Origin of the sequence: Alteromonas gracilis, assembly GCF_002993325.1 — a bacterium.
Classification (GTDB): Bacteria; Pseudomonadota; Gammaproteobacteria; order Enterobacterales; family Alteromonadaceae; genus Alteromonas; species Alteromonas gracilis.
This window is the reverse complement of the sequence record NZ_PVNO01000003.1, coordinates 114,787-129,886: the sequence shown is the minus strand read 5'-3', so window position 1 is coordinate 129,886 and position 15,100 is coordinate 114,787. Positions and strand designations below refer to the sequence as shown.

9 protein-coding genes are annotated in these 15,100 nt (G+C 43.2%); 7 read left to right on the top strand and 2 right to left on the bottom strand.

Annotation, left to right across the window (positions count from 1 at the left end; genetic code table 11):
• The first annotated feature begins 44 nt into the window (after window positions 1–44).
• Window positions 45–953, top strand: coding sequence for a LysR family transcriptional regulator (locus C6Y39_RS02575; RefSeq protein WP_105929793.1), 909 nt, complete (start codon window positions 45–47; stop codon window positions 951–953).
• A 76-nt stretch (window positions 954–1,029) separates the two neighbouring features.
• Here C6Y39_RS02575 and C6Y39_RS02570 read toward each other — a convergent pair whose 3' ends face one another.
• Window positions 1,030–1,434, bottom strand: coding sequence for a type 2 periplasmic-binding domain-containing protein (locus tag C6Y39_RS02570; RefSeq protein ID WP_105929768.1), 405 nt, complete (start codon window positions 1,432–1,434; stop codon window positions 1,030–1,032).
• A gap of 154 nt (window positions 1,435–1,588) precedes the next feature.
• Between C6Y39_RS02570 and C6Y39_RS18865 the strand changes: the two genes are divergently transcribed.
• From C6Y39_RS18865 to C6Y39_RS02540, 6 genes are all read left to right on the top strand, one after another.
• The gene (locus C6Y39_RS18865; protein WP_105929767.1) at window positions 1,589–1,840 is read left to right on the top strand and encodes a hypothetical protein; all 252 of its coding nucleotides are present in this window, start codon (window positions 1,589–1,591) and stop codon (window positions 1,838–1,840) included.
• A 206-nt stretch (window positions 1,841–2,046) separates the two neighbouring features.
• A complete protein-coding gene (locus tag C6Y39_RS02560; RefSeq protein WP_105929766.1) occupies window positions 2,047–3,966 on the top strand; it encodes a methyl-accepting chemotaxis protein in 1,920 nt (639 codons plus the stop codon).
• 178 nt (window positions 3,967–4,144) lie between these two features.
• Window positions 4,145–6,787: a M1 family metallopeptidase gene (locus C6Y39_RS02555; protein WP_105929765.1), complete on the top strand. Its 2,643-nt coding sequence runs from the start codon at window positions 4,145–4,147 to the stop codon at window positions 6,785–6,787.
• A gap of 337 nt (window positions 6,788–7,124) precedes the next feature.
• Window positions 7,125–11,216, top strand: coding sequence for an ExeM/NucH family extracellular endonuclease (locus tag C6Y39_RS02550; RefSeq protein WP_105929764.1), 4,092 nt, complete (start codon window positions 7,125–7,127; stop codon window positions 11,214–11,216).
• A gap of 16 nt (window positions 11,217–11,232) precedes the next feature.
• On the top strand, window positions 11,233–11,802 hold the full coding sequence (locus C6Y39_RS02545; protein ID WP_105929763.1) for a hypothetical protein: 570 nt from the start codon (window positions 11,233–11,235) through the stop codon (window positions 11,800–11,802).
• Between the two features lie 115 nt (window positions 11,803–11,917).
• On the top strand, window positions 11,918–12,805 hold the full coding sequence (locus C6Y39_RS02540) for a WYL domain-containing protein (RefSeq protein ID WP_105929792.1): 888 nt from the start codon (window positions 11,918–11,920) through the stop codon (window positions 12,803–12,805).
• A 118-nt stretch (window positions 12,806–12,923) separates the two neighbouring features.
• Here C6Y39_RS02540 and C6Y39_RS02535 read toward each other — a convergent pair whose 3' ends face one another.
• Window positions 12,924–15,050, bottom strand: a complete 2,127-nt coding sequence (locus C6Y39_RS02535) for a response regulator (RefSeq protein ID WP_105929762.1) — start codon at window positions 15,048–15,050, stop codon at window positions 12,924–12,926.
• Between the last annotated feature and the right edge of the window lie 50 nt (window positions 15,051–15,100).

The following is a 15,100-nucleotide window of genomic DNA, read 5'->3' as shown; positions in this document are numbered from 1 at the left end:
GATAAATTATTATGAGCCATCAAAAATCTGATGGGTGGATGGTCATGTCTTATTTAACTCAGCTCAAAACTTTCGTCGAGGTTTATCGCAGCGGCAACATAACGCGGGCAGCTTCCCGTTTGCATATGTCTCAACCTGCGGTAACAAGCCATATTCAAGCGATGGAAAATATCGTGGGGAAGGAGCTTTTTGTAAGAAAAGCCCGGGGAGTTGAGCCAACACCAATAGCAGATGATTTAGCACTTCAAGTGGCTAGTCATATTGATATATTAGAGCAGAAGGTTGCGTCAATCCGAAGCAGGGCGTCCACAGATCACGGAACTCTGCATCTAGCAGGGCCCGCTGAATACTTGAGCTCAGTGGCAGGGCCTGCCCTTGCAAATTTACTTCAGGCAGATAAGGTCAACTTAGTCATACATACTGGAAATAAAAATAATACCTATGAGCTACTAGAGAAGGACATTGCAGAGCTCGCTATTACAGCTTCTGAACCCACGGACGCCATGTATGAATACCAAAAGTTAGATAAAGAGCAGTTGATCTTAGTAATGAACCGAGTACAGGGAAGGTTGCTAAAAGACAAAGAAATTACCGCGTCGCTGCTAAATCAGCACAAAATTGTTACCTACGATGAGCAATTACCACTCATTCGGCGTTATTTTTCGGAAGTGTTTAACGCCCCGTGCGAATCGCCAGTGGCCGCGGTTTGCCCGGATATTCGGGCAATTAGCAATATTGTCAAAGCTGGTATCGGCTATTCTGTTCTACCCGATTATCTGTGTAAAGAAAGTATAGCAAAAGGTGAATTGATACCGCTCGGCTTAAAAGGGCCTGAAAATGAGATTTACCTTGTATGGAAGAAGGGAGCGCTCCGCAATCCAAGAGTAGACTTTGCAAAAGATGTAATCATGGCGTTTGCCAATATCAATCACTTCGCAAGTTACCCTGATTAATCAGGGAAGGGTAAGCGACGCATTGTTTTACGTCGCTTTCTAATTGATTTTTAGCCTCTAATCGCTTAAAACTTGCTTAAAACGTACCCACTATTTTTACGTCACCGCTTACCTTGCTTTCGTCAATAAAGCCGATGGTATTTGGGTTAGTGGCAACAAGCTGCAACATTTCTTCATCTGTCGCTATCATTTCAGGAGGAGTGCCTCTTCCTGTAAATACAAGCTTTGACCAAAACGCAGAGTATTGTGACTCTGATTTCCCCAGTACGCCATTATTGAAGGCATTTCGTGTGTCGTTGCCTTGCTCGAATGTTAGCGGAATAGCTCGACTGCCATCTGGAAATGCCTTCATCTTTCCAAGATATATTTTTTTCACTGTATCGATGTCTACTCCAGAGTTATTGTTTGCGTTAACGATAACTGCGGTGCCAGCATATAGAGGAGCTGACATTAAAAAACACAGGGCTACAACTATTTTCATTGATGTTACCTTAATGCGCTTTTCGAAAACGGGTGTTGTTCGATTGCGTCGTTGATAAACTAGGGCGATATACCATGGATAAGTATAACCAAAATTCCGTACTTGTCGCATTAAGACAAAAGGTTAAGTTAAAACGAGGAATATCAAATTCAGCATGGCAAAACCCAACCCCAAAGGCCCGGTGAGAACCGTTCAAATTTATTGTACGAAGTGCAAGTTTCAGTTGCTTAAGTACCGCAAAGGCGGAAAAGGGGCATTGGTAAAATGTTTTAAAGCGCGCATTGTCGAAAATTTCACTAAAAATGAAGGAATCTGCCCCTCATGCGAGAGTCAGTTCGCAAGAAGCACACTCATAAGAGGAGCTCCAGCACTTAAAATTGTGGGTGGAAAGGTAATTATGAAGTAGTTGGCTTTCATACCACTTTGTAAATACTTGTATCATTTTAACTTTATATATTCTAATAATTTGCGCTGTTGTAAAAATGTTCTAGATTAAGAGTATGTGTAATAACTATATTTGCGATCTAGTATTTTAAGTAGGTCAAAATATTACGGGAAAACGATTTTTCAAGGGAGTGAAGGGCTGAATTCGTAAATTAGATGAGAAATTAGATGTCTATTCAAAGAAAGTTCCTGTTCTCCATTGCGGCAGTCATTGGGTTATTTGCCATTATTGTTGCTATTGTGACCGTGTTAACCACGTCCGCTTCCATTTCTAATCAAGTCCAAGAGCAGAAAAACACTACCGCTGATAGGCTTGTAAATATACTCACCGTCACTGACGCTATCATGCTTGAACGTGTTAAAAGCAGTATGGCGCTTCTCAAACAACAAGGTGAGGCGTTAGGCGTGCCAAATCAAACAGACTATGTGACGGTAAAAGATACTCAGGCGCTCCAAATAAGGCTAGGTTCTTCAGCGCAGGCTAATTCTTTTGATTTGGTCGATGGGTTGACCAACGTTATGGGCGGAACAGCTACCATATTTAGTAAAACTGGCGATGACTATATAAGGGTTAGCACTAATGTAATTAAAAATGGTGAACGTGCAATAGGGACTAAGTTAGCGCCCCAAGGTAAAGCTATCAAGAAAATCAATCAGCAAGAAGCATATTATGGTGCCGTTGATATACTGGGTAGCCCCTATTTAACTGGTTATGAGCCCATGTTCAATGGTGCCGGTGACGTCATTGGTATCTGGTATGTAGGCTATTCCGCTGACTTAAACGTGCTTGAACAGGCCATCAAAAAAAGCCATGTTCTGGAAGACGGTTTCGTAGCACTTCGTGATGGGAAGGGCAATATTCGAATGCATTCTTCTCATGTAAATGACTCGCAGGTAACGAGTGCGCTATCTAACAATAGCGACTGGATTGTTACAGAAGTTCCGTTTTCGCCATGGGGGTACGACATTATACTTGCAGCTTCAGCCGCCGAGAAAAGTGCGATGGTCAGAAGCGAAGTGGTAGGGGTTATTTTCAAAATAGCCATCGCCAGTGCGTTTATTCTTATTACTATCTGGCTTTTGGTGAAACATATCGTCGGCAAGCCATTGGATGAGTTCATCGGGGTAGTAAACAACTTGTCTTCAGGAGACGGCGACCTTACCTTCCGTTTCCAAGCGTCTAGTAGCGATGAGTTTGGTACAATGGCTAGAGCGTTTAATGCGCTTCTAAGTCAGCTCCAAGACACCTTGCAAAGTGTTGATGAAGCCACCGAGCAAATGTTGGCTAAGTCGCAAACACTTAATGAAACCGCTATGCAATCTCAAAAGACTGTTTCACAGCTAGGAAGAGAGACAGAGTCAATTGATAACGCAATATCTCAGATGCAACAGAATACTGTAATGGTATCTTCTACCATTCAAAGTTCGAGTGAGGCTGCACATGCGGCGGATCAGGACACGAGAAACAGTGTTAATGTTCTGGCGCAGACCATCAGTGACATTCAGTCTCAAGCGAATGATGTTGATGCATCTGTACAAGTCATTACCGAGCTTGCTCAAGCCAGTGAAGAAATCAGTGGCGTAATGGAAGTCATAAGAAACATCGCTGAACAAACCAACTTACTAGCATTAAATGCAGCGATAGAAGCAGCGAGAGCCGGTGAACAGGGAAGGGGGTTTGCGGTAGTGGCTGACGAGGTGCGCTCGCTAGCTAGCAGGACGCAGTCATCCACTGAAGAAATTCGCATCATGATTGAAAGGTTACAGCAAGGAAGCCGCGTAGCTTCAGAGAAAATGCAGCAAAACAAAGAAACGGCATTCAAAACGGTGGAGTCAACAAAACATGCAGGCGACTCTCTGAAGCAGGCACTTGATGCGGTAGCGCGAATAACCACACTTAATAAAGAAGCTGCAAGTATGGCTGATGGGCAAACCTCCGTGGCTAATGAGGTTAACAAAGGCGTTATTAGTATTCAGCAGGTGGGGCATGCCAACAGTGACTATGCTCAAGAGGTTGTGGAAAACTGCGAGGCGTTAGTTGAAAGGATAAAGAAAATGCAACTTCAGTTGCGACGCTATCAATTTTAATCTGTATGTAAGCAGGTTAATTGTGGTGCGATAAGCACCACAAATTATGCGTCTGACACCAATAGTAACAATTTCGGGTTTCGTTACGAGGCCTTTTGATTGATAAGGCCTTTTATCATCATTATGCTTATCTGTGTACAAATATAGGGACTTTCCCCCATAACACGGATAAACCACAATGAAACGATTTACGAAATTGGCCGTGGCTGTCGCCAGTGCCTGTGCGCTTAATTCGCTATCAGTAGCTACAGTCACAGCGCAAGAAACTGCGGTTTCTTCCGCTGTTGCGCCATTGCAGAAGACGCTAGCGGATGTTGAATATCGCTTACCTTCGCAAGTGGCGCCGACGTTCCAACGAATCCATCTTAATATCGACCCTGACAACCCAGCCTACACAGGGACCACAACAATTGATGTCACCGTAAAAAAGACGACAAATAAAATTGGTTTTTACCAGCAGGACCTTACGGTAAGTTCTGCGCGCTTAGTGTCAGGAGACACCACTATTCCCCTTTCTGTGTCTATTGGTGATTACGATATGAATTGGGGGGAAGCGCGAAGCGAGATAGCTCCAGGTAATTATCAGTTAGAGATAAGTTTTGAGGGAAAGGTCAACACGTCTTCTGACGGCATGTATCTGTCACGCTTTGAAGATACCAACTATATTTTCACGCAATTTGAAGACATGCACGCCCGCAAAGCGTTTCCAAGCTTTGACGAACCGAATTTCAAGATTCCTTATCAGATGACGATCAGCTCGCCCGCCCATCAGGAGATAGTCGGGAACACACCTGTTGAGAAAACAACAGTTGAAAACGGCATAAAAACGGTAGTTTTTGAAAAAACAAAGCCTATGCCTACCTACCTAATAGCTTACACCGTTGGCCCTTTTGATAGCACAGAGATAACAGGCTTATCAGTACCAGGAAAAATTTATGTGCCAAAAGGCTATGCAGACAAGACAAAATTTGTTGTTAAGCATACACCTGAAATCCTAGCTTCGCTGGAAGACTTCTTTGGCATAAAGTACCCGTACAAAAAGATGGACTTCGTGGCTGTTCCTAACTTTACTCATGGCGCAATGGAAAACGTGGGGCTGATCACTTACAGAGACAGCTTACTGTTGCTTGAGGATAACCCAAGCGTTACAGAGCGCTCACGGCCATTGAATGTGATCGCTCACGAGCTTGCTCATCAATGGTTTGGCAACTTGGTAACCATGGCATGGTGGGATGATTTATGGTTAAACGAAGCGTTTGCCTCTTGGGCGGCAAGCCATACGATGAAAACCCTTTATCCAGAACTTAATTATGCCGATCGTATTGTTCAAGAGAGAGCGTTTACTGCGGATGCTAGCCCTACGGTTAAACCCGTTAAAAAGATAGTGAAAAGTCAGCCTGATGTAATGGACGGGCTTGGCCTTAACTATTCTAAGGGTGAGTCGATTTTACAGATGATAGAGTCGTTAATTGGTACAGAGAAATTCCGTGAAGGGGTTCAGAATTACATGAACACTCACGCCTGGGGTAACACTGTGGCAGATGACTTGTGGAGCGCTCTTGATAACGTATCAGACTTCAACCTTAGTGCTATGATGAAAGCTTACTTAGAGCAGCCTGGCTATCCACTTATTCATATATCTAAAGAGGGTAAAATAACCCAATCTCGTTTTCATCTAGCTGGCGCCACGGTAGAAGATAAAACTTGGGCTATTCCGCTCAAACTCACTTATCAGTCGAAGGGCAAAATTCTTAACGAAGTCGTCTTCATTGATAAAGAGACTATGGTGTTGCCAAAGATAGCTGAAGCTGACTGGGTATTTCCTAATGACAATGCCACCGGATATTTCCGTTGGTCAGTAGAGCCCAGCCAACTCAACGCTTTACTTGATAACATTGATGTCCTCAATAAGCGTGAGAAGAAAAACCTGCTTTATAACTACCAAGCGCTATTAAACGCTGATGAAATTGGCGTGGATAGCGTCATGAAATTACTGAATACTTTGGCTAAAGACGATGACCCAGCGGTAATTCGCGCTGCAGTTGGCGTATTGGAAGAGTTTGATTATTTAGTAAATGAGCGCAATAAAGACGCTTATGCAGCGCTTTTAAACCAAAATTATATGCCGTTATTAACATCGCTTACGCTTACCCAAGCTGAGAAAGACAGCGCAGATGTAATTCGCCTGCGAAATCAACTTTATGAACTACTGGGTACATATGCTAATAACCAAGCACTGGTAGAGCAAAGCGTTGATTTAGCCAACCAGTACATTAGCGATACCACAAGCGTACCTTCAGGTATTGCAGGCACTGCAATTGAAATAGCGACGAAAAACAGTAAAGACGGTGAGCAAAGTAAATGGTTTAACGCAATTGTTGATGCATATAAAAAAGCCCAGCTGCCTAACGTGAAGAGCACGTTAATGTATTCTATGCACTTTGAAGATAAAGCCACCGTTTTCAAAATGTTAGATTTAGCTCTAACGGACGATATTACACCTGCAAATACTATGTATATGGTGGTTCGTGTAGCCCGCAATCTCGATGACCAGACGCTACTGTACCAATGGCTGGATAAAAATTACGAGGCACTCATCAATAAAATGCCTGACTATCACGTGAGCCGCATGCCAGAGTTTGTTTCAACAACGTGTTCTAGTGATAACCTAGAATTAGCAAACGACTTCTACGGTAAAATAAGCAATAAATATCAAGGAATGTCGCGAGGTGTTGAGATCATGCAAGATGAATCTAAGCAATGCATGAGACTGAAGACGGCTTTTCAAGATGATTTTGACCGCTTCCTAAATAGTCAGTAAAGCGAGACACTAACGCGATATAATTTCGTGTTACTCATTATTACTTAACGATGGAGGGCGCTATTAAGCGCCCTTTTTTTGTGCATAAAAATTTAAACCTGCATCTTTAAGGTTCATGAAAATGTGTCAAAAAGGTAACAATTAAGGTTTGTGACAAATCAGCTTGCCCTGTACCAAAGTTCAGTGGAGTTAATAAATAAATAAGCTTATTTAAAAGCTTTAACTTACTGATTTTTAAAGTATGTGACGTTTATATTATTATTTTCATTAAGTGCTTGCTGCGTATACGTATGTATAAGAATTTATACCTTCCTTATACAAAAAGCGGAAAGCAAAAATGGTTAATGAGGGTAACACACACAAATATAAGCTGAGTAAATCGGCTAAAGTGGTAAACGCATTATTAGCAGGTGCGTTATCACTAGGGGCTGTTTCATTTAATGCAACGGCAAACACAATATGGCAAGAAGATTTTGAATCCAGCGAGTTACAAGGTAAGGGCGCAACGGGTGCTATCGAAATAGGTACTAACGTAACTATTGAGAATGTAAATCGCTGGTCTATCGATGTATCGAATGGCCAGTTAACTGCAACTTCAGACTGGTTTCGTGTCGCAAATGGCGCAATGCAAGCCCGTGATGTCGATGGCGAAGTGGTTTGGTTAAGTGAATCAATTGATATTACTGATGCGGGTAATGTCACCATCAATGCAGTACTCTCGGAAAGTGGCGATTTTGAATCGACTGATTACGTTGATGTATTTTACTCACTAGATGGCGGCGCATTTGAGCTTATAACGCTTACCGAAGGGGCTTCCAATACCGTACAAGATGATTTCGGTAGTGCTACGGTAAATGAAACAATCGGGAGTGGAAGTACACTAGTTTTAAAAGTTGCTATGGCTAATAATGCTGGCACTGAATACCTTAATTTAGACAGCATTTCAGTTAGCGGCGCGGGGTCTTCAGATGGTGGAGATAACGACGATGGCACTGATAACAGTGGCGAACCTTCCGAAGGGCTTCTTTTTTTAAGCGGTAGTTGTTTTAACTGCCCTGACTTAGAAGCAATCAATTTAGCAAGCGGATATGTAGCATCTGATTACTATGCCGCTCTAGATGCAGCTATTGCCAACGGCGAAAGTGCACAAATACTGAAAGAAACTGCGCATGATATCATTGAGAATGGTCATCGCACATTATCATATTCTGAAGTATGGACAGCGCTTACCTATACTGATGAAGATCCTGCGAATACCGACAATGTTATTCTTTTTTACAAAGGATTATCGCAAGGGAAGTTTACCAACGGAAGCGGTAGTCAAAGTACTAACCCAGACAATTGGAACCGTGAACATGTTTGGGCAAAAAGTCATGGCTTTTCAAGCTCAAGCTTAACGGCATACACCGATATTCTTCACCTGCGCCCCACAGACATTTCCGTTAACAGCTCGCGCGGTAACCTTGATTTTGACTTTAGCGATAGCGCGCTTGCTGAAGCACCTGCGAACCGCGTTGATAACGATTCTTTTGAGCCACGCGATGCAGTGAAAGGCGACGTTGCTCGCTCAATGCTTTATATGGACGTGCGTTACGACGGCAATACTGCAGGTGACACAGAAGAAGATTTAGTATTGTTAAACCGCTTAACGTCTACCGATGAAGCGGCATTCGGCAAACTTTGTGTTTTGCTTCAGTGGCATGAAAGCGACCCAGTAGATGACTTCGAACGTCGCCGTAATGAACGTGTTTATGAATTCCAAGGTAACCGAAACCCGTTTATTGACAAGCCTGAACTTGCTTCGCTCATCTTTAATGAAAGCTGTGATGGCTCTGGTGGTGACACTGGCGGAGACACAGGTGGCGATACTGGTGGTGATACCGGCGGAGACACAGGCGGCGATACTGGCGGCGATACTGGCGGCGACACAGGTGGTGATACTGGTGGTGACACTGGCGGAGACACAGGTGGTGATACCGGTGGAGAAACTGGTGGTGATAATGGGCCGTCAACCAATCGTGTTTACATCTCAGAGTATATCGAGGGTGGTAACTTTAACAAAGCGATAGAGCTTTTTAATAGCTCGACTCAACCTGTGAGCTTGTCTGGTTACGAATTAGTTTTACTTTCAAACGGTGATACTGCCGATGCTGATCGAAAAGTACTAGCGCTAGAAGGCGAAATTCCTGCAGGTGGCGTGGCAACAGTTGCTCACGCCGACGCTGATGCCTTACTCACAACTGGCTCTACAATTAGCAGTTTCGTAATGAACTTCAACGGCGATGATTACGTTGAGCTTGTCTACAACGGGCAAGTTGTAGATGCATTAGGTACTTATGGCATTAAGACTAATTGGGGCAAAGATGTCACGTTAGTACGTAAAAGCTCCGTAACAGGCGGCAACCCTAACCGTAACCCTGCGTTTACTACTGATGAATGGGATAGCTTTCCAAAAGATACGCTTAGTAACTTTGGCGATCATAACGGTTCAGTAAGCGAACCAACGGATCCTACCGACCCAACTGACCCGACAGATCCTACTGACCCTATCGCTGAAGTAGTGCTAATTAGCGCGATACAAGGTGACGGCGATGAGTCCGCAATGGTCGGTAACGACGTGATAGTTGAAGCGGTAGTAACAAAAGTTGTGCCTGCTATGAGTGGTTTCTTTGTTCAGGAAGAAGCGAATGATTCAGACGGTAATACGGCAACATCTGAAGGTGTATTTGTTTACGCAGGTTCATTTAGCCTACCTGAGGCAGGCGATGCAGTGCGTATAGCAGGTACGGTAGGTGAGCGGTTTGGTGTTACCCAATTAACCTTGTCTGCAGAACTCGAGATTACGGGTGTAGGTAGTAATGTGCTTTACACACCTATTGCTATGCCATTTAGCCTCGATACTGATTTAGAAGCGCTAGAGGGCATGCACATTAGTTTTGAGCAAACCCTTAAAGTTTCTGATATCTATAATCTTGGGCGTTATGGACAGTTCAATGTGTCTTCAGAACGCTTGATGATCCCGACAAACCAATTTGTAGCGGGTTCAGAAGAAGCGCTGGCGTTAGCGGAAACTAATGCGCGAAACACTTTATTGGTTGAGGATGGAGCTACCTCACAGAATTTGGATGGAATCCCTTTCCCTGTTGGTGGCTTATCACATAATAACCCGCTGCGCTTAGGTGACAGTGTAGAAGCCCTTGAAGGTGTATTACATTATGCCTTTGGTGCTTACAACCTTATCCCTGTTGGTGATATCCAAACTGTACGTACTAATCCTCGGATTGCTGCACCACAGTTAAACGCTATTGGTGATGTAAAAGTTGCTAGCTTTAACGTGCTTAATTATTTCAATGGTCCAGACTTTCCAACCTCTCGCGGTGCTGACTCGGAAATTGAGTTTGCTCGCCAGCAAGCGAAAACAGTATCTGCCATTGTGGCAATGGATGCAGACGTACTTGGCCTTGTTGAAATTGAAAACGATGGTTATAGCAGCGATTCTGCAATTGCGACATTAGTAGACAGCGTGAACGCTGAACTAGGCAGTGATGAGTACAGCTACGTAGCATTAGAGTCTCAATTAGGCAGTGATGAGATTGCTGTAGGTATTATTTATAAGCCAGCGGTAGTTTCACTTCAGGGTAATCCTGTGACGTCGTCTGAAGCACCGTTTGACTATGGTAATCGCCAACCCTTGCTACAAAGCTTTAGTGTTAACAGCAATGGCGAAGCCTTTACGTTAGCGATAAACCACTTTAAATCAAAAGGGAGCTGTGGCAGTGCTACAGGCAACAACACCGATTTAGGTGACGGTCAAGGGTGTTGGAACGAACTGCGTACCCAAGCAGCACAAGGTCTAATTTCCCTTGTTGAGCAAAACAGCGACGTCTTGTCTGACCGCGTTATCGTAATGGGTGATTTAAATGCCTATGCGAAAGAAGAGCCTATTCTTGCTCTTGAAGAGGCTGGCTACAGCAATTTGGTTAACTTCTTCGATGGCGACAGCGCTTATTCCTATAGCTTCGGCGGCGAAATAGGTTACCTAGATCACGCCTTATCAAGCCCATCATTAACGGAATATGTGGTGGACGCGACGGTATGGCATATCAATGCAGATGAGCCTCGTGTATTCGACTATAACGTTGAATTTAAATCGGAAACTCAGCTTTCTAGTTACTACGGCGCTGACGCATATCGTTCGTCAGATCACGACCCAGTTGTGGTAGTACTCAACTTCCCAGAAGAAGTCACAGTTGGAGATTTTGATGGTGATAACGATGTAGATTACAACGATATCATGGCCTTTTATCAACTGTTTTTGCAAGGGCAAGCGACGGGTGAAACCTACGATTTTAACGGCGACGGCCAAATTAATTTCTTTGATATTCAAGCATTAATGGCGATGTGTACACGCGCTAATTGTGCAATTTAATTTTAGGAAAATAACAATGAAAAAATTCTTTTTACTATTAATAGCTGCCGCTACTTTCAATGCAAATGCAGCACTCATTTCGATTACAACAGATAAAGATACTTATAACGTTGGCGAGACAATTACAGCAACAGTGAGAGCTTCAGAGTTGTCAGAAAGTGGCGCTCAGACATATTTCTTCGGGTATGATATATCTGTTTTTGTTGATTCGCTGTTTGTTAGTTTTGACCCAACTACGGTTACGGATCTAGGTGCTATTGGGGTGCCACTTTTTGGTCCCCTAAATTATAGTTCTGCTAATTCAGCGTCACTAAGTAGTGCGACTTTTGGTCCTGTAGAGCCTTTTCAAGCTGGCAAAACTGAGGTAGACATTTTCTCCTTTGTTTTAGTGGCGTTAAGTAGCGGAACGGTAGACCTTTCATTTGCTAAGGCTGAATTATCAAATAACATTGGGTTTAACCTTCTCCTCGAGGCCCCCAGAGGCACTAGCTTCGAAATTGCCCAAGTACCTGCACCAGGCACCTTTGCGCTATCGCTTCTGGCTTTAGGTGGTATGTTTTTCGCTCGTAAACATGCGAAGTCATAAACCTTAAATGCCAAACGTTTAAGCCCAGCCAAGCGCTGGGCTTTTTTATCTCTTTTGCTATTTACATGCGGCTTTAAATGAACCACACTGAATAAAAATACAATAAGTGCGCACCATGTTAGAAACTATTTCTTTTTCTCAACGCCAACGACTGGCGTATATCGACTTCTGCCTTTTGTTTAAAGGGGCCATTCATCGCCAAGATTTGATAAATCGATTTGAAGTAGGGCTATCGGCAGGCTCTCGTGACTTTACGCTTTACAAAGAATTAGCGCCTGATAACTTAATTTACGATCCAAGAGAAAAACGTTACTTTCAAACAGATAGCTTTGTTCCGGTTTTCGAGCACGATGCAAAGCGCACCTTGGTAAAGCTTGCCAATGACATCTCAGACGGCTTTGATGCAATTGGCGATGTGCATTTCCCTGTAGAAAGTGCGTCTTCGTTAAACGTGCCTGATATTTTTGTAGTGGCTAAAGTAGTGCAGGCTATTGTTAACAACAAGGCGATTAGTGTTATTTACACGTCGCTATCTAGCGGCAGCGGCGCGCGAGAACTGGTACCGCATAGTATTGTTGATAATGGTCAGCGGTGGCATGTTAGAGCGTTCGACAGAAAATCACAGAGCTTTAGAGACTTTGTCTTAACCCGCTTCAGTAAAGTGACGGTGAAAGCGGAACCAGAAGCACATGAATGTATCGATAACGACAAAGAGTGGGGAAGGCTTATCTCGCTCGAAATTGTGCCCCATCCTAAAAATATAAAATACCCTACCGCAATAGAACTTGATTACGCGATGGAGGAGGGAGTGCTTACCTTAGAGGTACGTGCGGCCATGGCAGGGTACTTGTTAAGGCGTTGGAATGTTGACTGCACTAAGCACGCAAGTTTACGTACTGGTGAATATCAACTTTGGCTTAGAAACCAGCAAAGCCTCGCCAATACTGACAATCTGGCTATTGCACCGGGTTATGTTGTAGAGGAAGAGCTTTACACAGTCTAATAAAAAATTTGTGCGCGCTATAAAACCTGTGAATGAGCGAGGCGCGCCATACATACCAGCCTCGCAGGTTGGAGCGATATAGTTGAGTCGTTCGTTGTTTGACATTTAATTACGCTTATCATGAACCAAGGTACTTTCTGATACATAGCAGCAGCGTATCTTTGTCTAACGGCTTGGCTAAAAAGTCATCCATACCTGCAGCCAAACATTCATCCTTGTCTTCAGCAAAGGCATTGGCGGTTAGCGCAACAATCGGAGTTTTTACCTCTAAGGTTTTACGCAATAATATTGAAGCTTCAATACCGCCCATGATGGGCATGTTACAGTCCATCAATATGAGGTCAAAGTTATGGTTTTTACAAACATCAACCGCGTCGGAGCCGTTTTTTACATGAAGAAATTTGTACCCCTCATTTTGTAATATCGCTTTCACTATCTCGGCGTTTATTTCATTGTCTTCAGCCAATAATATTCGCTTTTTCTTGTTGATACTAAGCATGTTTTGTTGGTTTATCGGCTGCTTTTCTATCAACTTGGCTAAGTCGTTTTCCAACTCTCGCCTGTTGATAGGCTTTGCGTGAGTCTTCCAAATAAGTGCCTGTATGTCTCCTTCATCTTTTAAGCGCTCTAGCTCGGCAGATATCAGAATAATTTTTGGAAGCGATGCTGGACTCATGGTTTTCAATTGCTCAATCAGATCAGCACCGCTCATTTCTGGCATAGAAAGGTCTAAAATAATTACCTCATAACCAAGTGGGTTATCGTTTAGATAGGCGCTTGCACTTTCATAGCACGTTGGTTTAATCGACATTGAGGTAACAACATGTTCAAAATATTCACGGCTTGTTTGTAAATCGTCAATGATTGCACAGCGCAAATTCACATTTGTTTCTATAGCGATTTCAGGTAGGTGTGTTTCTTCAACTTTTAAATAAAACGTAAACGTACTACCTTCACCAAGAACTGTGCGCACTTCGATATCGCCCCCCATTAGATTGGCAAGCTGCTTAGCAATGCTCAAACCTAACCCAGTGCCACCAAATTCGCGAGTTGTAGATTGGTCTGCTTGTTCAAATTTGCGAAAAATGGCTTTAAGTTTCGGTGAGGCTATACCTATACCCGTGTCAATTATATCGAACGTAAGAAGGTTGCCATCCTCTTGGCTTGCGTAGTCAACCTTTAGTGTGACGGAGCCTTGCTCTGTAAACTTTATTGCATTGTTAAGTAAGTTGTGAAGGATTTGCGAGATGCGGGTAATATCGCCTTTGATTACATGTGGGAGAGAGGGATCTTTGATATATTTAAATGCCAAGGCTTTGCGCTGACAATATACCCGCTGAAGTGAGACCACATCATCCAGCACTTGGAGCAGATCAACTGGCGCTTGTTCAATTTTAATCTTTCCCGCCTCTATTTTGGATATATCCAAAATGTCATTGATAAGTACAAGTAGCTGTCGCCCCGCAGTTTTGGCCTTTTTAAGATAGACACCGCTCTTCTCTGGGTTATCGATTGCCAGCTCTATCATGCCAAATAGACCATTCATCGGGGTTCGCAGTTCGTGGCTCATGCTGGAAAGGAACTCTGATTTGGCTTTATTGGCTTTTTGCGCCAGCTCAGCATTGTATTCTGCTTGCTCTTTTAACGTGTTCAGTTTTTTAAATGAACCTTTTATTTCAAGTTCCATTGGAAAAAATATAAAGGCAGCTTCAACTGTTAGAAGAAAAAGTGCAGCTAGCCACAGGTACATCTCTATTGATAACACCGTTTCTACACGACTGGTTGCATCATACTCGAACTGGTTTACCACGTTATCCAGCTGCTCAAGAAGTGCGGTAAGTTGGTTAATGTCTAATAATTGGGTTGGTTTACATTCGCCGTTTTCTAAAACTTTTTCTGCCTTCGCAACATAGTCATTGACCATCCTATCGAGCTGGCCACTTTTAAAATAAGTATTGAAGGTGACAATGGGAAGCTGCTCTAACGAAACTAGATACTGGTGATTTTGCTTAAAATGCGTTAATGACTTATTGAGGTAGCGGCGCTCGTCACTGTCACCACATATGTTTGCGGTGCCGACTAGCAGCGCAATGCGTTGTGAAAGCATACGCTGCTGCCCCGCAATATTTATAATTTCTGCATCTTTTTGTTGATGTTTAATAAGATCAGACAACACCAAAAAAGAAAGAGTGATAAGAGACGCCGTCAGTGCAAGAGCAATGATGTATCGAAATCGTATAGACATAGGAGCATGCGAAGCACAGTGATATTTAAAAGATAATAGATACCAAGTGG